The sequence below is a fragment of the Desulfomicrobium aestuarii genome, from assembly GCF_055385525.1.
Window position 1 is genome coordinate 3,669,809 of sequence record NZ_AP042427.1, and the last position, 19,536, is coordinate 3,689,344.

The following is a 19,536-nucleotide window of genomic DNA, read 5'->3' on the forward strand; positions in this document are numbered from 1 at the left end:
CGGGTATCATCCACCAGCCCCGAGAGGATTGTTCATGTCACAGCTTTTCGATCTATCCCTGACCCGTGTCCGCGACCTCCTGCGCTCGGGCGAGGTCACCGCCGAGGCGGCCACGGCCGCCTGCCTGGAGCGCATCGCCGCCACGGAACCGGCCCTCGACGCCCTGCTGCACGTGGCGGGCGAAGCGGCCCTGGACCAGGCCCGCGCCATGGACGCATCGGGCCCCGACGCGTCCAGGCCCCTGTGGGGCGTTCCCGTCACCGTCAAGGACGTCCTGGCCACGGAGGGCCTGCCCACCACCTGCGGCTCGCGCATCCTGGAGAATTTCGTCCCGGTCTACGACGCCCACTGCGTGTCCAGGCTCAAGGAGGCCGGCGCCATCATCATCGGCAAGGCCAACATGGACGAGTTCGCCATGGGCTCGTCCACGGAGAACTCCGCCTACAAGATCACCAAAAACCCCTGGGACACGGCGCGGGTTCCGGGCGGCTCCAGCGGCGGCTCGGCGGCCAGCGTGGCGGCGGGGCAGTGCTTCGCGTCCATCGGCACGGATACGGGCGGCTCCATCCGCCAGCCGGCCAGCTTCTGCGGCATCGTCGGCCTCAAGCCTGGCTACGGCCGGGTTTCCCGCCGCGGCCTCGTGGCCTACGGCTCGTCCCTGGACCAGGCCGGGCCCATGACCCGCACCGTTGCCGACGCGGCCCTGGTCCTGAAGGTCATCGCCGGCCACGACCCCAAGGATTCCACCAGCATCGACGCCCCGGTCCCCGACTACCTCGAAGCCATCCAGGGCGCATCCCTCAAGGGCCTGCGCCTGGGCCTGCCCGAGCAGTACTGGGGCGAGGGCCTGTCGGCCGAGGTGGACGCGGCCTGCCGCCGGGCCGTGGACCTGGCGGCATCGCTTGGCGCCGAGATCGTGCCCGTGTCCCTGCCGCACACGGAATACGCCATCGCCACCTACTACATCCTGGCCATGGCCGAAGCCAGCTCCAACCTGGCCCGCTTTGACGGCGTGCGCTACGGCAGGCGCAGCACCAAATCCGTGGACCTGGCCACCATGTACACCCGTTCGCGCTGCGAGGGGTTCGGCGAGGAGGTCATGCGCCGCATCATGCTCGGCACCTACGTGCTGTCGGCCGGCTACTACGACGCCTATTACCGGAAGGCCGCCCAGGTGCGCCGCCTCATCCGTCAGGATTTCCTGAACGCCCTGGGCAAGTGCGACCTGATCTGCGGTCCGGCCTGCCCGACCACGGCCTTCGCCATCGGCGAGAACACGGCGGACCCACTGCAGATGTACCTGACAGACATATTCACCATTTCCCTGAACTTAAGCGGCCTGCCGGGCATGTCGCTGCCGGTGGGGCTGGGTCGGGACACGGGCATGCCCGTGGGCCTGCAACTCTTCGCCGGCAACCTGCAGGAGGCGCCCCTGCTGGCCGCGGCCGCGGTCCTGGAGGCGAACCTGCCGGCCATGCCCGCGCCCCCCATTGCCTGACAGACGGCCGGACCATCCGGCCTTTTTCTTATGCACAAGATCGCGATCGCACTGAGCGGAGGGGCCGATTCCCTCATGAGCCTGCTGCTGCTCCGGGACGCCGGGGCGGACGTCATGGCCGTGCACGCCCTTTTTCTGCCCTCGCCCGATGAGGCCCTGATCGAAGGCCTTCGCTCGACGTGTTCGGCGCTGGAAGTGCCCTTCGACGTCATCGACCTGCGGGCCGAATTCGAGGAACTGGTCGTCGCCCCCTTCGTGCGGGCCTATCAGGCCGGGTTGACGCCCAACCCCTGCGCGGCCTGCAACCCGGCCATCAAGTTCGGGCTGCTCCTTGACCGCGTGCGGTCGCTGGGCGCCGGTCGGCTGGCCACGGGCCATTACGCCAGACTGGAGGAGAGGCCCTGGGGCCTCGCGCTCTTCCGCGGCCTCGATCCGGCCAAGGACCAGAGCTATTTTCTGTCCAGAGTGCCTCGGGAACGGTTTAGCCGCGTCGTCTTTCCCCTTGCGGATTGGACCAAGGACCGGGTGCGGCTGGCCCTGGCCGAGCGCGGGCTCACGCCCCCGGCCGGCCGGGAGAGCCAGGAGGTATGCTTCATCCCTGCGGACTACCGGGATTTCCTGCGCGGCCGCGGCGTGCGGCTGGGCGGGCCCGGGCCCATCGCCCTGGCCGACGGGCGGGTCGTGGGCCGCCACGGGGGCCTGTGGAATCACACCCTGGGCCAGCGCAAGGGGCTGGGCGTGGCCTGGAGCGAGCCCCTCTACGTCACGGGCAAGGATTTTGCGGGCAATCGGCTCCTCGTCGGCCCCAAACCCGAGGCCATGGCCCTCGGGTGCCGCACCGAGCGGCCCAACCTGCTCTGCCCGCCGGAGGCGTGGCCGGACGAGGTGCTGGTGCAGACCATCTACCGCCAGCGCCCCGAACCGGCGCGGGTGAGTGTGGACGAAGAGGGCATGACGGTCGTCTTCCCCGGGCCCAGGTCCATCCCCACGCCGGGCCAGGTGGCGGCGGTCTATTCGGCCGACGGGCAGGTACTGGCCGGGGCCGTCATCCGGGAGGCGCTCCATGAAGCGTAAACCGGGGCAGCTGTTTTTCCTGGCCACGCAGGGCTGCAAGGTCAACCAGTACGAGTCCCAGGCCATCCGCGAGGCCTGGCTGGACGAGGGTCTGATGGAGACCCACGACCCGGCCCTGGCCGACATCGTGCTCGTCAACAGCTGCGCCGTGACCGAGCGGGCGGTGCTGGACCTGGCCAAGCTGGTGCGGGGCTTCGCGGCCGTCTCGCCAAGGCCGCGCATCATCGTGGCGGGCTGCGCCGTGGAGGCCGACCGGGAACGCATCCTGGCGCTTGACGCCGTGGACGAGGTCGTCTCCCAGCAGGGCAAGGCGAATCTGGGGCATGCCGCGACGCAGGCCGGACCGTTCCCGTCCCTGCGCATTTCCGACTACAACCGCGCCAGGGCCGTGATCAAGGTCCAGGACGGCTGCTCCCACGGCTGCACTTACTGCATCATCCCCTCCACCAGAGGCCGTTCCGTCAGCCGCGACCCGCACGACGTCGTGGTCGAGGCCGAGCGCCTTCTGAACGCCGGCATCCGGGAACTGTCCCTGTGCGGCATCAACCTGCGCCACTACGGCCGCGACCTCTCCCCGCGCATCGATTTCTGGGACCTCCTGGCCGCCGTGGACCGGGCCCTGGCCCCGCGCTGGGCCGGGCGGGCCCGGCTACGCATCGGCTCCCTGGAGCCGGCAGACCTGCACGACAAGGCCCTGGAGACGTTGGCCGGGTGCCGCCTCATGAGCCCGCACCTGCACCTGTCCCTGCAGAGCGGCAGCCCCGAGGTGCTGCGCCGCATGGGGCGCGGGCACTACGGGCCGGAGCAGATCTTCGGCTTTCTGGAGGGCCTGCGCCGCGTCTGGCCGGTCTTCGGACTGGGCGCGGACCTCATCGCCGGCTTCCCGGGCGAGACGCAGGAGCACGTGCGTCAGACCATGGACGTGGTGGAGCGCCTGCCCCTGTCCTACGCCCACATCTTTCCCTATTCCGAGCGGCCCGGCACCCCGGCGGCGGCGTTTCCGGGCAGCGTGCCCGCCCATGTGCGAAGGGAGAGGGCCAAGGCCCTGCGGCAGGTCGTGGCCGGCAAGCGGGCCGCATTCCTGCGGGGGCTGCTGGCCCTGCCGCACATGGACGTGGTGCCGGAGGAAGGCGGCACGGGCATGAACGAATTCTACGTCGAATGCCTGCTGGAAGGCGACGCGCCCTTGACGGCCCGGGAACTGCTCCGGGTCGCGCCGGTCGGGGTCGCCGCTGCGGGGCTGGTCGTCAGGCCTTTTGCCGGGTCGGGGGGCGCGTCGTGAGCACGCCCGTCATCCCCCTGCCGGCCCGCGCCTTCCTGTCGGTCCTGAGCGCGCGCTGGGACGAGTTCTGGGACGACCTGCGGCCCCGTCTCGAAGCGCTGCTCGGCCCCGTGGACTACGAGTCCGGCCCCATCCCCTTCAACGTGACCGGCTACTACGACGGGGAACTTGGCACGCCCATCACGCGGCGCATCCTGTCCTTCGGGCGGCCGTTGGCCATGGACGCCCTGGCCGAGGTCAAGCTCGCCACCAACGCCCTGGAGAGGCAGTGGGAACGGGACGGTCGGCGCCTCTTCAACCTCGACCCCGGCTACATCAACCAGGAGCGGCTCGTGCTGGCCACGGGCAAGAATTTCACGCACCGCGTCTACCTGTCCCGGGGCATCTGGGCCGACCTGACGCTCATCTTCCAAAAGGGCGACTGGTTCGACCTGCCCTGGACCTTCCCGGACTACGCCGAGCCGGAAATGAAAGGCCACTTGACCCGCCTCCGGGAGATGTACAGAGCCTCCCTCAAGAACATGCAACCCCACGAGGAAACCATATGCCACGAAGCATGACCGGCTACGGCCGCGCAAGCGCCCAGGAAAAGAACTGGGCCCTGACCTGGGAAATCCGCAGCCTCAACAACCGCCACCTGGACCTCAAGTGGAAGATCCCCCCGACCCTCTACGCCCACCAGAAGGAGTGGGAGAACGAGGTCAAGGCCGTGGCCAGCCGCGGCGGGGTCGAGCTCTTCCTCGGCCTCAAGATCATGAACCCCGAGCTGCAGAGCCTGAGCCTCGACACGACCATGGCCGCCTCCATGCTGCGCGAACTGGACCTGCTGGCCGCGTCCATGGACGTGCCGCACACGCCCGACCTGAACCGCCTCCTGGGCATCTCCGCCCTGTGGAAGGACTCCGGCAGCATCGAGAACCCGGAGCTGGTCCAGAGCCTGACCGGGACCCTCAGGCAGGCCCTGGCGGACTGGGACGCGGCCCGGGTGCGCGAGGGGCAGGCCCTGGAGGAGGACCTGCGCGGCCGCTTCGCGCGGCTGGGCGAACTGGTGGAGGAGATCCGCGACCTGGCGTCCCGGACGGCGGCGGACCGCTTCGCCCTGCTGCAGGAGCGCGTGGGCAAGCTGCTGGCCGAGAGCGGCGTGCAGGCCGACCCTGACCGGATGCTGCAGGAACTGGCCGTCATTTCCGACCGCATCGACGTGTCCGAGGAACTGACGCGGCTCGACATCCATCTGAAGGGCATCGACGGCTACTTCAGCCAGACCGAGCCCGTGGGCCGCAAGCTCGACTTCATGGTCCAGGAGTGTTTCCGGGAGATCAACACCTGCGGCAACAAGAGCCAGAACACGGCCATCAGCCAGCTCGTGGTCGCCTTCAAGGCCGAACTGGAGAAATGCCGCGAGCAGATCCAGAACCTGGAGTAGGCATGGAAAAGAAGAAGCTCCTCAACATCGGCTTCGGAAACGCCGTGGTCATGAACCGGGTGGTGGCCATCGTCGGTCCGACGTCGTCGCCCATGCGCAGGCTGAGAGAGGAGGCCAAGCAGGCCGGGAGGCTCATCGACGCGACGCAGGGCCGCAAAACGCGCTCCCTGATCATCACGGACTCGAACCACTGCATCCTCTCGGCCATCCAGCCCGAAACCATCAGCCAGCGATTCACTGCGGGAGGCAGCGATGAATAGTCCGGACGACGCCGCGGCCAACACGGGGATGATGCTCGTCATCAGCGCCCCGTCGGGCACGGGCAAGAGTACGCTTATCCGTCGCCTGACGGCGGAGTTCAAGGCCTTCGCCTTTTCCGTGTCCTGCACCACCCGCGGCCCCAGGCCCGGCGAGGTCGACGGGCGGGAATACCATTTCCTGACCCGCGAGGAGTTCGAGGCGCGCCGCGAAAACGGGTTTTTCGCCGAGTGGGCCGAGGTCCACGGCAACCTCTACGGCACGCCCCGGCAGGCCACCCTGGACCTGCTCGGCGCGGGTCGGGACGTGATCTTCGACATCGACGTGCAGGGCGCGCGGCAGCTCAAGGCGAGCATGGGGCAGGGATGCTACGTCTTCGTCTTCCCGCCTTCGCGGGAGGTGCTGGAACGCAGGCTCGCCGGACGCGGCACGGACAGCGCGGAGGTCGTGGCCAGGCGGCTGGCAGCGGCCCGGGGGGAGATCATGGACAGCCACTGGTTCGATCACTGGATCGTCAACGACGATCTGCAGTTGGCGTACGATCAGCTGCGCGCCGTCTATGTGGCCGAAAAGACGAGGCCCGCATACCGGCAGGCCTGGCGCGAAGAACTCGGGCGGCAGTGGGGTGATCGATGAAGACTCCCGCGCTGGTCGTAGCTCTCGATTTTGCCGACGCCGCCCCCGCGCTCGACCTGGCCTCGCGCCTGCGGGGCGTCGTCCCCTGGGTCAAGGTCGGGCTCGAACTCTTTCTCGACGCGGGGAAAGAACTTCCGGCCCGGCTCAAGGACATGGGCTTCCGCGTCTTTTTGGATCTCAAGTTCATGGACATCCCCAACACCGTGCAGGCCGCGGTGGCGCAGGGCACGCGCATGGGCGCCGACATGCTGACCATCCATGCCCTGGGCGGCCGCGCCATGTGCGAGGCCGCCGCGGCCGGGCGGGACTTGGCCCTCTCTCCAGGCCAGACCGCGCCGCTCATTCTCGGGGTGACCGTCCTGACCAGCATGGGTGCGGCCGATCTGGCCTGGAATCCCGGCGGCACCGACGAGGACGTGCGCAATCTGACCGTTCATCTGGCCAGGTCGGCCAAAAACTGGAAACTGGACGGCGTGGTCTGTTCAGGCCGGGAAGTTTCTGTTATTCGTCAGGCATGTGGAGCGGATTTTCGGCTCCTGACCCCCGGCATTCGACTTCCCGATGCCGACGCGGGTGACCAGACACGGGTCTGCACTCCGGCCCAGGCTGCCCGCGACGGCAGTGATTATCTGGTGGTGGGACGGCCCATCACCAGGGCGGCCGACCCGGTGAAAGCCGCGCGCATGTATCTGGAGGCGACCGGGTAAATCCTGCTTGGAGGGGAACCCATGGCGGAAGCCGAATCACAACGATCCCGCATCAAGGGGGTCTTTTCTTCCGAAAGGATCGCCAAGGTCGGAGCGGGCGCGACGGTCCGCAAGACCACGCAGACCATGTACTGGTTCGCCGAAGAGGACGAGGAGAGCCGGATCTGGATTCAGCCCCTGAACCCGAACTACGTCCCTTCGGGCCCCAAGCAGGAAATTTCCAAAGACGAGTTCCTGGAAAGCTACTTTCCCGAACCCGAATTCTACACCAGCAAGGTCTACCCCAGCATCCGCAAGCTGAACCAGACCATCGCCAAGGCCGAGCGCCATCGCTCCAACGGCGAGACCTACAGCGCGGAGATGGAGTACGGCAACGCCCTGCGGGTGGACGAGGAGAACATCCGCGCCAATTTCGGCCTCGGGCTGACTTATCTGGAGCGCGGGGAGACGGGCAAGGCCGACAACATCTTTCAGCGCCTGATCAAGATGGAGGCGACCTTCGAGGCTGAACACAAGCATCTTTTCAACGACTTCGGCATCAGCCTTCGCAAGAACGAGATGTACGACCAGGCCATCGAGTACTACGCCAAGGCCCTGGAACTGTCCCCCAATGACGAAAACCTCCATTACAACATGGCGCGGGCCTGCTTCGCCAAGGCCGACATCATGAAAACCGTCGAGCATCTGCGCAATGCGCTGAAGTTGAACAAGGACCTGGAGATAGCGCAGAAGTTTCTCTTGTATCTGAAAAAGAACAACTTGTTGCCGCAAAAATTATCCAGCACGGGACCTTCGACTTCCGAATGACCCAGTGAGCTCGACGGAGGCAGGCATGACCCGAGGCGGCGATGCGTCAAAGAGTGACAACCGAAGAAGAATTGAACGCTTTTCCATGAGCATTCCCTCGAAGGTACGTTCGATCATGTACGACCACTCCGACCAGGCATTGGCCACAAAGAACATTTCCGCCGGTGGCGTCTTTTTCGAAACTGGGCAGACCTACCCGGTGGGCACGCCCGTGACGCTCAAAATTTCCCTGGATTTCGGCAGCCGCAAGCCGGGGATGTTCCAGTCGCGCTTCCAGGTCGAGGGAACGGTCATCCGCAGCGAATCCAACGGCATGGCCATCGCCTTCGACCCGGATAAGGTGACGGCCATCCGCGTCAACTCCGCCGGCAAAGCCGGGCAGGCCGGCCCGGTCATGATCGGGATTGTCGGGGAGGACCCGCTCCTGAACGACCTGCTCGCGGCTCGCCTCAGTCAGGAAACCGGCGCCAACTGCAGCCATTCCTCGTCCTTGCCGAAGATCCTGGAGGCGGCACGTCCGAATCTGACCCTCCTCGACTGCACGGGCCTGACCATGGAAGAGTTGTTGCGGGAAGCCGGGGGAGAGGATTCGCCGTTCATGACCACTTCCGTGGCCCTCTTCAACGTGCCCGAGGACCGCTCGTTGGAGCTTGAGGCCCTGAACACGGGAATCCGCGGCGTCTTTTACCGCAACTCGCCTTTCAAGACCATGGTCAAGGGCGTGAACGCCATGCTGGACAACGAGCTCTGGTTCTCCCGTGAAGCCATGTCCGCCTTTCTGCTGGGCCGCCAGAACCGCCCCGTGGAAGCCGTCCCCACGGAGGAGGAGCAGGGAGAAGAGTTGAGCCAGCGCGAGCGCGAGATCCTGCTCATGCTGGCCGAAGGCGCCACCAACAAGGACATCGCGGCCAAGCTTTTTCTGAGCCTCAACACCATCAAGTCTCACATCTACAACATCTACAGGAAGATCGACGTTCCCAACCGGCTCCAGGCCTCCCTCTGGGCCGCCAAGCATCTGCGGGACACGGATAATTCTTGAATTTGCGCCGCAAGTGTATCAAGGAACATCGCACGCCGGGCAGGTCCCGGTTTTTTTCGTTCATCACACCCACAGGATGCCGTTCATGAAGATATTGTCCATCTCCGAGCTGGATATTCAGCCCGAGTTCGATTTTTCCACGTTCCTTTTTCTGGCCCAGGTCGACGAGATCGGTCCGCAGGAGATGCTTTCGGTGCTCGGCACCTGGGAGAAATGGCGGCTGAACCTGAAGGTCTACCAGCTCGGGGCGCGCAAGGGACACGTTCTCGTGTATCTCGAAAAGAAGGTGGAGGACGAGGTGGACGAGATCTGGAAGGCCTCGCCCTCGGAGGGTTTCAAGCATGAGGCCATCGCCCAGACCATGATCATGGGCACCTTGAAGGCTCTCATGCCGGAGTTGGGGGAAAAGGAGTGCGCGCCCGTGCCCGAGCCGACCAAGCCCCTGCGCCGCACACTGGAGAAACTCGGCCTGGACCTGCAGGAGTCCGGGGCCATGAACCGCAAGTACGCGACCCTCACCCCGTATCCCCACCGCTACGGCTGCGAGCGCTGCCATCTCAAGGACAGCTGCATCAAGAACATGAATCTCGATTTGAGCTCCATCATGAAGGGCAAGGCGGAATAGCGCGGATTTCTCGCTGTCACGAAGCAGGGCGGGTCAGGCATTGCCGGGCCCGCCCTGCGTGTTTCTTCTGTCCTGTCCCTTCCTGGTGGCGGAGTAAGGGCGGCGTCGCCGCCGCGTGCGGAGCGGGGTCAGTCCCCGAAGGCCCGGGCCATGAGGTGCCGGTACAACCCCCCCAGGTCTTCGGGCGTGCGGTCAAGCACGGCCCGCCAGACTTCGTCCGACTCCATGCACAGGTAAAGCTGTCTATCCAGCCCGCCCCCTTTGAGCCTGTCGGCCAGGAATCGCAACTGCTCCACGCGCAGAGGGCGCAGCAGGCGCTGCTTGCCGTCGATGCCCGTCACGAACTCCCCGTAGATATAGGACGACTGCGGAAAATTTTCGCTGATGCAGCGTTTGAGGTCCGGCATGTGCCGGAATGACCCCATGCTGACGTAGGCGATGTTCTCGGGCCGCAGATGGTCGAAGATCATCTCTACAGTGCGGGCGTACCCCTCCTGCCACCCCGGGAAATGGATGACGGGGTCGAAGTGCAGGCAGACCCGGAAGCCCGCTTCGGCGCAGCGTCTGGCGGCGGCCAGTCTTTCCTCCAGCCCGGCGCACTGGCCCTGCTCCTCCCGCTCGACGATGAAAGGCGCGTTCATGGACCAGGCCGGCAGAACGCGGGACGGGTCGCGGACCGCGTCCATCCAGGAGAGGTCGACGACCTTGGATTTGAGTTCCAGGCAGACCTGCGGGAAGCGCCCGAGAAATTCCACCAGATTCCGGCTGTAGCCCGTCAGAGCCTCCAGCACCAAAGAGTCGGTGAACTCGCCGGTGCCGACCCGGTAGCGGCGTCCCGGGACGGATTCAAAGGCCCGCTCCAGTTCGGCCCAGAGGTCGTCCTGGTTGGCCCAGACCTTGAGCACGCGGTCCTGGAAATAGGCCTGCAGGATGCAGTAGGAGCACCGCAGGGGGCAGTTCTCGCCAATGTGGATGATCTGGTACCCGCAGCAGCGGTAGTGGCTGGTGCCGGGGCAGTGGCGCAGGAAACGGCCCTTGTAGCGCTTGAGGTAGAGGATGTCCTCGCGGTCCAGCCCCGGTGTCAGGCTCTCGCCCTCGGCCAGGGTTTCGGGCGTCAGGTGGGGGAGCTTGTCCCTGACGCGGCGCGCGATGGGCGTATGGGCCACGGCCTCGTCCATGACGATGCGGCTGATGCCCTGCAGGTGCGCAGGAAGGGCGCTCATGCGCCCTCCGCCGGGAAGAGGGCGGCCAAGTCTTCGCGGGCCGCCATGCGGGCCAGTTCGGCGCCGGCCGCGCGGATTTCGTCGACGTTTCGCGCACGGACGGTCATTTCCACCATGTCGCTTTCGAACTGGTCAGGCTGGACGATGCGCCAGCGCGTTCCGGCCGCGACCCTGCGGGCCGCTTCGGTGAATTCCTTCTCCAGGGCGTCCAGGCGCGGGAATCGGCGCAGCCGGATCTGCTGGGAGATGCGGGCCATGGCGTCCTTGGGGGAGAGGCCTTCGGCCAGGATGCCGCCCACGCCGCAATCCCGCAGCAGACCGGCTGCGTCCGTGCCGTCCCGCAGGCACGTCTCCCGCAGCCAGGTCAGCAGGTTCACGGCGTTGCCGCGCGACCAGGACAGGCCGTCGAAGAGCGGTTCCAACGCGGCGAGGTCGCGGGCGGAAAACCCGGCCAGCAGTTCGGCGCAGGCCAGGGGGACGCCGTCGAGAAGGCGGTCCCAGTGCGCGGGCAGGCCGAGCCAGGCCTCGACCAGGCGCAGACGCTTGGAGCGCGGTTCCAGTCCCAGGAGCTCGAAGACGGGTGTCATGTCGGACGCCGGAATGGCGCGGAAATAGCGCATGGCCGCCACGACCAGGCGGTCGGTCAGCTCGCGCCCGATGTTGGACTGCAGGTACGCCAGGCCCCGTCCGGCCATGTCCAGGGGGCCCACGTCGAGGCACAGGACGTCCCGGCCCGCCTCGGCCAGGACGGCCACCCGCGCCGCGCCCGCCACCAGCAGCGGAGAACCTTCGCTGCGGTCCACCAGCACAGGCAAGAGCTGCCCGTGGCGTTCCAGGCTGCGGCGCAGGGCCACAGAGGCCTCTGCGGGCCAGAAGAGCCACGGTCCGGAAACATCGATGCTTGCGGCCGGGCAGTGCGAGATGCGTGCGTCTTCAGGCGCAATCGGCGGGATGGCGGCTGTGCTCATGATTTTCTCTCAACGATTTTGCAGAATTATGCGTGGCTGAAAAATCCGCCGCTCTTGACAACTTCCAAGCCCCCTCCCTATAGGGGTATTTCTTGAAAAAAGTTCAGGATAGCAGGAGGTTTGCAAGGTCGCCGGACAATGGAGCATGGGACCTTCATCCAATTTCTTCTCTTTTGCAAGCGATTTCCCGCCCTTCGTTCAGGAAGCCGGGGAAGGTTTTATACCCTGTAGCCGTATGGTTGCGTAATACTTTGCATAAGGGGGCTGTATGCAGGATCAACTTCAAAAACAGAGGACTTTCGCCCTGATAGGGCATGGCGGAACCGGGAAGACATCGGTGGCCGAGATGCTGCTGTTCAATTCCGGTTCCATCACTCGGTTGGGAAAGATCGACGAAGGGACCACCTCCCTTGACTACGAGCCCGAAGAAATCAAGCGCCGGGGCAGCATCCAGCCTGCCTTCGCCCAGTTCGCCTGGAAGAAGAACCTGAATTTCCTCATCGACACTCCCGGTGACAACAACTTCATCGGCGACCTTCCCTACCTCCTGCAGGGCGCGGACAATGTCGTACTGGTCATCGACGCCATCGACGGGGTCAAGCCCCTGACCAAGAAGATCTGGTCCGAGTCCGCCAAGGCCGGCCTGCCGGCCATGGTCTTCATCAACAAGATGGACCGGGAGCGCGCGAATTTCCAGATGGCCTACCAGGGCCTGTCCGAAGTCCTCGGCATCAAGCCGGTCCTGCTGTTCATGCCCATCGGCAGCGAGACGAATTTCAGCGGCGTGGTCGATGTCCTGGCCGAGAAGGCTTACGCCTTCGACGACAAGGGTGAGCTGAAGCCCATCGACATGCCCGCGGACCTCGCCGACGAGGTCACCGCCGCGCGCGAGATCGCCGTCGAGAACATCGCCGAGAGCAGCGAAGAGCTCATGGAGAAGTATCTCGAGGAAGGCGCCCTGACCGAAGAGGAGATGGCCGTCGGGCTGCGCGCCGGAGTGCTGAGCCGCGCCCTCGTCCCGGTATGCGCCGGCGCCGCCATGCTGAACAAGGGCGGCGTGCCGCTTCTGGACATCATGCAGAACTACATGACTTCGCCTCTCGAACACGCCGCCTGGCTCGACGCCGACGGCAACGAGCGTGCGTCCAGCCCCGACGCCCCCTTCGCCGCCTTCGTCTTCAAGACCATCGCCGACCCCTTCGCCGGCCAGCTTTCGGTCATGCGCGTGCTCTCGGGCGTCCTGGCCCCGGACGCCTCGGTGCTGAACGCATCCAAGGACGAAAAAGAGAAGATCGGCCAGATCCTGTTCCTCGAAGGCAAGAAGCAGAACCCCTGCAAGCAGGAAGTCGGCCCCGGCGCCGTGGTGGCCGTGGCCAAGCTCAAGAACACGACCACCGGCGACACCCTGTGCGCCGAAAAATCCCCCTTCGTCCTGCCCAAGCCCAAGCTGAGCCCCGGCATCATCTCCTACGCCCTGGCCGCTGCCGAGAAAGGCGACGAGGACAAGGTCTTCGCCGCGGTGCAGAAGCTCCTGGAAGAGGACATCAACCTGCGCCTGGAGCGCAACGACGAGACCGGCGACATGCTCCTGACCGGCATGGGCCAGCTGCACATCGAACTGGCCGTGGAGAAGGTCAAGCGCCGCTACAAGACCAACATCGTTCTGAAGACGCCCAAGATCCCGTACCGCGAGACCATCAAGGGCAAGGCCCAGGTCCAGGGACGCCACAAGAAGCAGTCCGGCGGCCGCGGCCAGTTCGGCGACTGCTGGATCCGCATGGAGCCCAACAAGCGCGGCGGAGGCTACGAGTTCCTCGATGAGATCGTCGGCGGCTCCATCCCGCGCAACTACATCCCCGCCGTGGACAAGGGCGTTCAGGAGGCGGCCGCGCGCGGTTTCCTGGCCGGCTACCCCATGGTCGACTTCAAGGTCGCGGTCTACGACGGTTCCTTCCACACCGTCGACTCCTCGGAAATGGCCTTTAAGATCGCCGGCTCCCTGGCCTTCAAGAAGGCCGTGGAGATGTGCAACCCCATCCTGCTCGAACCCATCATGCTCGCCGCGGTTTTCATCCCCGACGAGTTCATGGGCGACGTCATCGGCGACCTCTCCAGCCGCCGCGGCCGGGTCCTGGGCTCCGACTCCATCGGTGGCATCACCGAGGTCAAGGCTCACGTGCCCATGGCCGAAATGATGAAGTACGCCCCGGACCTGCGCTCCATGACGGGCGGCCAGGGCACCTTCACCATGGAGTTCGCCCACTACGAGGAATGCCCGCCCAACGTGACCGAGCAGGTCATCGCCGACAGCAAGAAGGAAGAGGAATAATTCCTCGCTTCCAGCCACGCGGTCCGCACACGTCCGCGTCGTGGAAACGCAAAACCCCCGCCGCGAGGTCGGGGGTTTTGCGTTTGTATCGTCTTTTCCCGGAAGCCTGCTGCTTGAGTTGACCCATCATGCCGGGGCAATTGTGACGAGCTTGAAGCGGCGACCTGTGAATCGCGGGCGATCAGGGAGTCTGTTCAATGAAAGCCTTTTCCGGCGTCACCTCGACGGGGTTGCCGGAGCTGTCTGCGCCGGCCATGGCAAAGTGGTATGTGCGTATAGGCAGCGGCCGGGAATTCCATGAGCGTCGGCCAGGATACACGCCGAAATACTGGTCTGCGATCCGTCCATCGTCATCGAACACGACTATGAGCAGCCTAGCCGCCTCCGAGCGGGGCAGGTGGAAGGAGGCTATGCCCCGGCCGGTTGCCATGTTCTCGGTGGTGTTCTCATGAGATTCCGGGCCTCTTGTCCAGGGTAGGGTGGGCGCTTTTGCCACGGAGATCTTCTTGGCCAGGCGTTTCGTGCTCACGAGGAATGGCGGTTCATCATCCGCGAGCGTGATTTTGTATGCTTCAAAGGGGGCCAGCAGTCTCAACGAGTAGCTCGTCCTTTTTCCAGACATCTCCTGGGAAGCGATGCGCCGGATCGCCGTGAAGGTGCGTTCATCGTTCTTGATCAGCAACTCCACGTCGCCCCTGGGCTGGGACGGTGATATGATGACCGTGAACTCCGTCATCAGGTTTGCGGTGTCCGCATCGATTTCGACAGCGAGTATTTCCTGGCTGCGAGCCGTTGCGGGCGGGATGAGGCCTATCCCTAGGCATGCGAGAAACACGGCGAGAAATCTCATAGATTGCTAACCTGTGCGTTTCTCATGCCCGCCGTTTCGCCGGGAGTGAGTTCGCCCAGTTCGTGGCTGCGGTTTCTGAACGGGGTCTCCTGAAAGAGCGTGTCAATGGATACGATGCGTGTCTTTGGTACGTGCCTGATCTGGAAGAAATTCAGCCTGTCGTAGATGGTCAGCTGGCGCTCGTCCTCGGCCAGCAGAAAGACAGGGTGTGTCGGGGGTGACTCTGGGGTGTCGAGACGGAGGGTGATCACGGGAAAGACGAGGCTTCGGCCCAGTTTGCCGTACAGCGTCGCAAACATGAATACCTGGCTGGCAATGACGATTATCGAAATGGTTCTGCCCAAGCGACTGAGGACGCCGTTGTCGTCCTTGCGGCAGGAGAGCGCCAGTCTGTCGATGACGAAGGTCGTACCTGTGGCCAGCGCAACGAGCAGGACAGCGAGGGCGAAAATCTGTGCCCTTGGGCCCTCCTGGTCCCCTTCGGCGTCGGGCCTGAACCATGGTCGGTTCGTCATGTGTTCGGCTAGGTTCGATGGATTGGCCAAAAGACGTTGGAGAAGGTAGACGCGGTTTTCCATCTTCCTGGAAGCTCCCGGCCTGCCCTGCATGGACTCGGAGAGAATTTCCCCTTTTACGGGTTGCAGCACGGCCCTGATATCGAAAATCTCCGCCTCGAAGTTCATGAGGCAGAAATACCCTGCGAGCACGCAGACCGTACCGGCGGACAGCAACAGATCAAGAACATTGAAGTACGTCCTGTTCAGAGATCTGTGCCGGTATCCCCAGATCAGCACGCACAACACGCCGGAGGTTGCCAGCGCAGCCAGGCAGGCGGCGAAGCACCACGTCAGTGCCGCCTCATGCAGCAGGGATTCAAGCACGCCGATACGGAAGCCCTTATCCGTCATCAGTCTGGTGAGGTTGGCGCATACGGCCGTCACCGCGTCCAAAGCGAACTGGATGTCCGCTTCGAACGAGACTGCGGGATCGCGACCGAGGAGGAGTTTGTCGTGCTCCATTCGCGCCAAGCGGCCGATGGCGTAAAGGGCAATGGCGACAGGCGCGGATATTTTAAGAGGCTTCACGAGGCGCTGGCTCAGTATGGCGAAACTATCTTGCCGCGATGTGAGGAGGAAGTCGTTATGCATTACTGGAATCCTTTTCCGTCGTGAGTTTGGAATAAGTTTTTATTTCTAATTTTGTAATATTAATTTATAAATATATATTCACAATAATGCGATAATTAATTGTATTTATATCATTTAATGTCAATATTCATAGATAGTTTTATTATTGATATAATTGATATTTAATTAAGGTTGTTCCGGAGCATTCGTTTCTTCCTTGAGGAGAGTTGGAATGAAAAGAAGTCTGTTTCGTGGTTCAAAACGTTTGGATTGTGTTTTGCATGTCATTCGTTGTATCGTTGTGAAATTGGTCTATCCGATTTCTACGTCTGAGCTGGCTTCGATCATCCGCCCCGTGCCGCCGCAGTGCTTCGTGGCATCACCGAGCCGTACAACGGGCTTTCCGTTGACGAGGACGTTCGAGCTGCCCATGACTGCCGTCCACGAGTTGGGGCCGCAACACGAGGAATGCGTCCCCTGATCGCCAAGGCGCAACGCAGGCCGCCCGTTGATGACGACATCGGGCGAACCGCTGACGGCAGGGCCGCGGACCGCATGGGTGCAACAGCTTCCGCCGTGCGAGTCGCGCGGACAGAAGGATTTGTCTCCGACTCTGCATGCTGGCGGCATGGAATCTCCTTTCTCGATGCGTTTGTCCCAAAACACCTTCATCCCCGAAAAGACGATCCCGGGAAGAGGCATTCCGGGGGGCGGAATGCTTCAAATGGGAGCGCAGATTCTCGCAGGCCGTGGCCGTGTCAGCCTGAAAGGACGCGCATTCCCATCACCGTGGGTCTTGCGTTGCCGCAAAGCCTGGCCTCTTCGGAGGAGAAAAAGGGGCCCGCATGGCGGCGGGCCCCTTTTTCTCCTCAGGCTTGGTTGGACATGGTTCTCCAGTCGTCGCTTTCCGACGTGCTGGCGATCTCGTGTGTTTTGATGATCTTGCGATATGTCATGTAGACGTCCTCAAGGTGCGTGAAGTGCGCCTTCCCGGGGTCCTGGCAGTTGGGCATGTAGGCCTGGATGTCGACGAGGATGGCGTCTTCGAGCTGGATGGTGAAGTAGTGCTCCATGGTCCCGGAGGCAGAAGTGCGATAGAATTTCATTTCAACCTTTGGGAGTTTTTCGCCGGTGGCCAGGGCCCTAAAGAGCAGGGGCGAAGCCTTGTCCATGACCTTGGTAATCTTAAGGGGCTTGTGTACGCGCTGGCCCGTGGGCTGTCCGGACTGGGGGTCCCGGGGCAGGATGATCTGGTGCTCGAAGGCCTCCACCAGGCATTCGTCCTCGTGGCCTTCCTGGTAGATGTTGCCCACCGAGGCTTCGGTGAAGTTTCCGGCCGTGATGAGTCCCTGACGCTCTCCGGTGATGCTGATATAGGCGGGAACCGGCATGATGCTCTCCTTTGGGATAAGGTTGTTGAAGATGTTTCCGTACAGGGCAACATTTGTGCCCCTGCTATAAAGTCAATTATATTGGAGTGTTGTGTTGGTAGCTGTGCGGCGAAGTCGGCAAGATGCTGCCCGATCTGGAAGGCGGAAAGAAAGAAATGGGTGGAAATGAATGAAAAATCAGGATGTTGTTACTGGCAACATCTTGCTTGAATTTAAGGCCGACTTTCTTGGTTTCTTGTCAATATGCTGAAATGACAAGTAATTTTCGAGCAATTTGTTGCCGGAATATATCAACTTAATCCGTTTCGCGGTATGCAGCGTGAAACGTCAATCTGGTTTCGTTGATGAAAAGAGGAGTTAGTATGTACTGGCTGTGTTCGGATATCTGCTACAAATCTTGCAGGGAATAATCGTCGGTCAATTGGCGGGTAGCATGGAGTTAATGACGATAAATTATTGTATTCTTGGTGATTTGAGCGAAGTAATTCAAAGAAGTCCATATTTGGCATGCAGAAATTATTATAAATTTCTCTCAGGGAGATGATATTTTATTTCAGGAATTGAATTGAGCAATATTCATATTTTTATGCACATGTAGGATTGTCATATATTAAGTAATTTGTAGTATTTTTATTCATATAGTTGTACGAATTGTTTTTATTGTAGCGTGGCCGTTAATAAATGACATGTCGGATGCGCTACAGTACAAGGGAGTAAAGGACGTTCTCCCATCTCTGCCTGATCCCATTTTTCAGACGTGGATCGCCCCCCTGAGTGAGGAGTCTCCGTGCGGTGAAGATATCGGCTTCTCCGACGAGTTCGAGTCGCTCAGGGCGGAAGTGGAGAAAGGTACGTCGTTGCATGGGGGACAGAGAACTGACTGGCCCCTTGTCCTGCGCGTCGCCACGCGGATTCTCGGTGGAAGCAGCAAGGATCTTTGGGTGTTGTGCTACGGCGTCATGGCGGCACATGAGTCCCAAGGACTCGTTTGTTGTGCGGCCGCCCTTTCAGCTTTTTCATCACTCCTCGAATCATATTGGGACGAGTTGCATCCCGGCATTTCCCGCGTTCAGCGACGAATTGCCCCTGTAAAATGGCTCGCGCTGCGCCTCGAAGCCAGCCTTGCGGCCGAGTTGAAGGCCGATGACAACGGCGCTGCCGCGATACTGAAAAATGAAGTTGGCAGACTGCAGGCGATCCTCGACGCCAAGTTCGGCGATGCGGCACCTTCCTTTGCCGGCCTGTCACGTCTGCTGGACAACTTTTCCAGCGAGGGGGGTGACGTCAGTGCTTCCCGCCCTCATCGCGTCGAGAACATCCCGCAGGCTTCATACGCTTCCTCTGATTCTTGCCTGCCAGACGACGATTTTCTGGCCTCCATTGACGGCAACGGCCGCGTGCCGACCGCAGTGCTGCCGCGTCTCCTCAGATCGGCTCAGGACCAGTGCCGGCAGCTGGCTGCACATTTTTCCTCGTTCGATGTCTTGGACTGGAGGGTGATTCTTCTGCACCGCGCGGCTCTGTGGTGCACCGTCGCCCAACTTCCCCTGGCCGATGCCGCCGGCGTGACTCAGCTGCGTCCCGTACCGCCGGAGAGGGCTCAGTCGTATGCAGCGGCGGTGGAGGTGGGGCGATTCCTGGAGGTTCTGCCCCGGTTGGAACGGTCCGCCGGAAAGGCGCCTTTCTGGTTTGACGGGCATTATCTTGTCGCCCGCTGTCTCGAAGGGCTCGACGCCTCCGGGGCTCTGGTCATTCTGAGGAGCGTGCTCGCCCAGTTTCTGCGACGTTATCCTGAGCTGGTCCGCTGCAAGTTTCAGGACGGAACTCCCTTTGCCTCGCCACGCACGATGCAGTGGCTCGATTCCCTCGAATCGCCTTGGTCCGGTCAAGCGTCGAAGTGCCTGACCTCAAGCGCGGGAGAGTCCGTCCATGAGCAGGAATTGCTGGATGAAAGTCTGGCCATTCGGGCGGAGAGGGGCTTCCCGGCCGGCCTGTCCCATCTGGAAAGAGTGCCTGCCGGGCGTAGCCGCGCGGCCGTACGGCAGGGGCTTCTGCTGGCGCGATACTGCATCGCCGCCGGAAACAAGAAGGCTGCCGTTCGACTCCTGCAGTCCCTCTACGGGCAGCTGGAGAAATGGGAGCTGCTGGATTGGGAGCCCGAACTCAGCGCCAGAATCATTTCGCTTCTTCTGTCTTTGCAGCCCAAGGACAGGGGGAGCGGGACGGAGCTGATGCTCAGCCGTTTGCACTGGCTGCATCTCGCGACGGCGGTGGGCAGTATCAAAGAATCGTAACT

19 protein-coding genes are annotated in these 19,536 nt (G+C 62.9%); 13 read left to right on the forward strand and 6 right to left on the reverse strand.

The window, feature by feature from the left end; translation table 11 throughout:
* Nucleotides 1-34 precede the first annotated feature (34 nt).
* The 11 genes from gatA to ACZ5AC_RS16945 all read left to right on the forward strand — a co-directional run bounded on the left by gatA (nt 35) and on the right by ACZ5AC_RS16945 (nt 9,352).
* Nucleotides 35-1,498: an Asp-tRNA(Asn)/Glu-tRNA(Gln) amidotransferase subunit GatA gene (gene gatA, locus ACZ5AC_RS16895; RefSeq protein ID WP_464248733.1), complete on the forward strand. Its 1,464-nt coding sequence runs from the start codon at nt 35-37 to the stop codon at nt 1,496-1,498.
* Nucleotides 1,499-1,528: 30 nt separating this feature from the next.
* Nucleotides 1,529-2,572 (forward strand): tRNA 2-thiouridine(34) synthase MnmA, encoded by a 1,044-nt coding sequence (mnmA, locus tag ACZ5AC_RS16900; protein WP_464248734.1) that lies wholly within the window; start codon nt 1,529-1,531, stop codon nt 2,570-2,572.
* A complete protein-coding gene (locus tag ACZ5AC_RS16905; RefSeq protein WP_464248735.1) occupies nt 2,562-3,854 on the forward strand; it encodes a MiaB/RimO family radical SAM methylthiotransferase in 1,293 nt (430 codons plus the stop codon). The genes mnmA and ACZ5AC_RS16905 overlap by 11 nt, the downstream gene beginning before the upstream one ends.
* Nucleotides 3,851-4,414, forward strand: coding sequence for a DUF4416 family protein (locus tag ACZ5AC_RS16910; RefSeq protein WP_464248736.1), 564 nt, complete (start codon nt 3,851-3,853; stop codon nt 4,412-4,414). The genes ACZ5AC_RS16905 and ACZ5AC_RS16910 overlap by 4 nt, the downstream gene beginning before the upstream one ends.
* On the forward strand, nt 4,399-5,280 hold the full coding sequence (locus ACZ5AC_RS16915) for a YicC/YloC family endoribonuclease (RefSeq protein WP_464248737.1): 882 nt from the start codon (nt 4,399-4,401) through the stop codon (nt 5,278-5,280). The genes ACZ5AC_RS16910 and ACZ5AC_RS16915 overlap by 16 nt, the downstream gene beginning before the upstream one ends.
* A 2-nt stretch (nt 5,281-5,282) precedes the next feature.
* Entirely contained in the window at nt 5,283-5,540 is a 258-nt protein-coding gene (locus ACZ5AC_RS16920; RefSeq protein ID WP_028576869.1) for a DUF370 domain-containing protein, read from the forward strand.
* Nucleotides 5,533-6,174 (forward strand): guanylate kinase, encoded by a 642-nt coding sequence (gene gmk, locus ACZ5AC_RS16925; RefSeq protein ID WP_464248738.1) that lies wholly within the window; start codon nt 5,533-5,535, stop codon nt 6,172-6,174. The genes ACZ5AC_RS16920 and gmk overlap by 8 nt, the downstream gene beginning before the upstream one ends.
* Nucleotides 6,171-6,881 (forward strand): orotidine-5'-phosphate decarboxylase, encoded by a 711-nt coding sequence (pyrF, locus tag ACZ5AC_RS16930; protein WP_464248739.1) that lies wholly within the window; start codon nt 6,171-6,173, stop codon nt 6,879-6,881. Before gmk ends, pyrF begins: the two co-directional genes overlap by 4 nt.
* Before the next feature lie 21 nt (nt 6,882-6,902).
* A complete protein-coding gene (locus ACZ5AC_RS16935) occupies nt 6,903-7,688 on the forward strand; it encodes a tetratricopeptide repeat protein (protein WP_464248740.1) in 786 nt (261 codons plus the stop codon).
* A gap of 25 nt (nt 7,689-7,713) precedes the next feature.
* Entirely contained in the window at nt 7,714-8,727 is a 1,014-nt protein-coding gene (locus tag ACZ5AC_RS16940; RefSeq protein WP_464248741.1) for a LuxR C-terminal-related transcriptional regulator, read from the forward strand.
* Between the two features lie 85 nt (nt 8,728-8,812).
* Nucleotides 8,813-9,352 (forward strand): hypothetical protein, encoded by a 540-nt coding sequence (locus ACZ5AC_RS16945; RefSeq protein WP_464248742.1) that lies wholly within the window; start codon nt 8,813-8,815, stop codon nt 9,350-9,352.
* A gap of 128 nt (nt 9,353-9,480) precedes the next feature.
* Here ACZ5AC_RS16945 and ACZ5AC_RS16950 read toward each other — a convergent pair whose 3' ends face one another.
* Together ACZ5AC_RS16950 and ACZ5AC_RS16955 are read right to left on the reverse strand one after the other, a co-directional pair.
* The gene (locus ACZ5AC_RS16950) at nt 9,481-10,575 is read right to left on the reverse strand and encodes an SPL family radical SAM protein (RefSeq protein WP_464248743.1); all 1,095 of its coding nucleotides are present in this window, start codon (nt 10,573-10,575) and stop codon (nt 9,481-9,483) included.
* Entirely contained in the window at nt 10,572-11,543 is a 972-nt protein-coding gene (locus ACZ5AC_RS16955) for a hypothetical protein (protein WP_464248744.1), read from the reverse strand. The genes ACZ5AC_RS16950 and ACZ5AC_RS16955 overlap by 4 nt, the downstream gene beginning before the upstream one ends.
* A gap of 268 nt (nt 11,544-11,811) precedes the next feature.
* Here ACZ5AC_RS16955 and fusA point away from each other — a divergent pair, with 268 nt between their 5' ends.
* Nucleotides 11,812-13,872, forward strand: a complete 2,061-nt coding sequence (gene fusA, locus ACZ5AC_RS16960) for an elongation factor G (RefSeq protein WP_464248745.1) — start codon at nt 11,812-11,814, stop codon at nt 13,870-13,872.
* A gap of 181 nt (nt 13,873-14,053) precedes the next feature.
* On the opposite strand, the gene ACZ5AC_RS16965 is transcribed toward fusA, so the two are convergent.
* From ACZ5AC_RS16965 to ACZ5AC_RS16980, 4 genes are all read right to left on the reverse strand, one after another.
* Nucleotides 14,054-14,722, reverse strand: coding sequence for a hypothetical protein (locus tag ACZ5AC_RS16965; RefSeq protein ID WP_464248746.1), 669 nt, complete (start codon nt 14,720-14,722; stop codon nt 14,054-14,056).
* Nucleotides 14,719-15,870: a hypothetical protein gene (locus tag ACZ5AC_RS16970; RefSeq protein ID WP_464248747.1), complete on the reverse strand. Its 1,152-nt coding sequence runs from the start codon at nt 15,868-15,870 to the stop codon at nt 14,719-14,721. Before ACZ5AC_RS16970 ends, ACZ5AC_RS16965 begins: the two co-directional genes overlap by 4 nt.
* Before the next feature lie 291 nt (nt 15,871-16,161).
* Entirely contained in the window at nt 16,162-16,551 is a 390-nt protein-coding gene (locus ACZ5AC_RS16975; protein ID WP_464248748.1) for a PAAR domain-containing protein, read from the reverse strand.
* Between the two features lie 167 nt (nt 16,552-16,718).
* Nucleotides 16,719-17,240 carry an Hcp family type VI secretion system effector gene (locus tag ACZ5AC_RS16980; RefSeq protein WP_464248749.1) on the reverse strand — a complete coding sequence of 174 codons (522 nt, stop codon included), beginning with the start codon at nt 17,238-17,240 and terminating at the stop codon, nt 16,719-16,721.
* Between the two features lie 686 nt (nt 17,241-17,926).
* Here ACZ5AC_RS16980 and tssA point away from each other — a divergent pair.
* On the forward strand, nt 17,927-19,534 hold the full coding sequence (tssA, locus tag ACZ5AC_RS16985; protein ID WP_464248750.1) for a type VI secretion system protein TssA: 1,608 nt from the start codon (nt 17,927-17,929) through the stop codon (nt 19,532-19,534).
* Nucleotides 19,535-19,536 lie beyond the last annotated feature (2 nt).

Excerpts from the sequence above, each read along its gene's own strand:
- gatA (WP_464248733.1), top strand. The coding sequence starts at position 35 with ATGTCACAGCTTTTCGATCTATCCCTGACCCGTGTCCGCGACCTCCTG.
- mnmA (WP_464248734.1), top strand. The coding sequence starts at position 1,529 with ATGCACAAGATCGCGATCGCACTGAGCGGAGGGGCCGATTCCCTCATG.
- ACZ5AC_RS16905 (WP_464248735.1), top strand. The coding sequence starts at position 2,562 with ATGAAGCGTAAACCGGGGCAGCTGTTTTTCCTGGCCACGCAGGGCTGC.
- ACZ5AC_RS16915 (WP_464248737.1), top strand. The coding sequence starts at position 4,399 with ATGCCACGAAGCATGACCGGCTACGGCCGCGCAAGCGCCCAGGAAAAG.
- ACZ5AC_RS16920 (WP_028576869.1), top strand. The coding sequence starts at position 5,283 with ATGGAAAAGAAGAAGCTCCTCAACATCGGCTTCGGAAACGCCGTGGTC.
- gmk (WP_464248738.1), top strand. The coding sequence starts at position 5,533 with ATGAATAGTCCGGACGACGCCGCGGCCAACACGGGGATGATGCTCGTC.
- pyrF (WP_464248739.1), top strand. The coding sequence starts at position 6,171 with ATGAAGACTCCCGCGCTGGTCGTAGCTCTCGATTTTGCCGACGCCGCC.
- ACZ5AC_RS16935 (WP_464248740.1), top strand. The coding sequence starts at position 6,903 with ATGGCGGAAGCCGAATCACAACGATCCCGCATCAAGGGGGTCTTTTCT.
- ACZ5AC_RS16940 (WP_464248741.1), top strand. The coding sequence starts at position 7,714 with ATGACCCGAGGCGGCGATGCGTCAAAGAGTGACAACCGAAGAAGAATT.
- ACZ5AC_RS16945 (WP_464248742.1), top strand. The coding sequence starts at position 8,813 with ATGAAGATATTGTCCATCTCCGAGCTGGATATTCAGCCCGAGTTCGAT.
- ACZ5AC_RS16950 (WP_464248743.1), bottom strand. The coding sequence starts at position 10,575 with ATGAGCGCCCTTCCTGCGCACCTGCAGGGCATCAGCCGCATCGTCATG.
- ACZ5AC_RS16955 (WP_464248744.1), bottom strand. The coding sequence starts at position 11,543 with ATGAGCACAGCCGCCATCCCGCCGATTGCGCCTGAAGACGCACGCATC.
- fusA (WP_464248745.1), top strand. The coding sequence starts at position 11,812 with ATGCAGGATCAACTTCAAAAACAGAGGACTTTCGCCCTGATAGGGCAT.
- ACZ5AC_RS16965 (WP_464248746.1), bottom strand. The coding sequence starts at position 14,722 with ATGAGATTTCTCGCCGTGTTTCTCGCATGCCTAGGGATAGGCCTCATC.
- ACZ5AC_RS16970 (WP_464248747.1), bottom strand. The coding sequence starts at position 15,870 with ATGCATAACGACTTCCTCCTCACATCGCGGCAAGATAGTTTCGCCATA.
- ACZ5AC_RS16975 (WP_464248748.1), bottom strand. The coding sequence starts at position 16,551 with ATGCCTCTTCCCGGGATCGTCTTTTCGGGGATGAAGGTGTTTTGGGAC.
- ACZ5AC_RS16980 (WP_464248749.1), bottom strand. The coding sequence starts at position 17,240 with ATGCCGGTTCCCGCCTATATCAGCATCACCGGAGAGCGTCAGGGACTC.
- tssA (WP_464248750.1), top strand. The coding sequence starts at position 17,927 with ATGTCGGATGCGCTACAGTACAAGGGAGTAAAGGACGTTCTCCCATCT.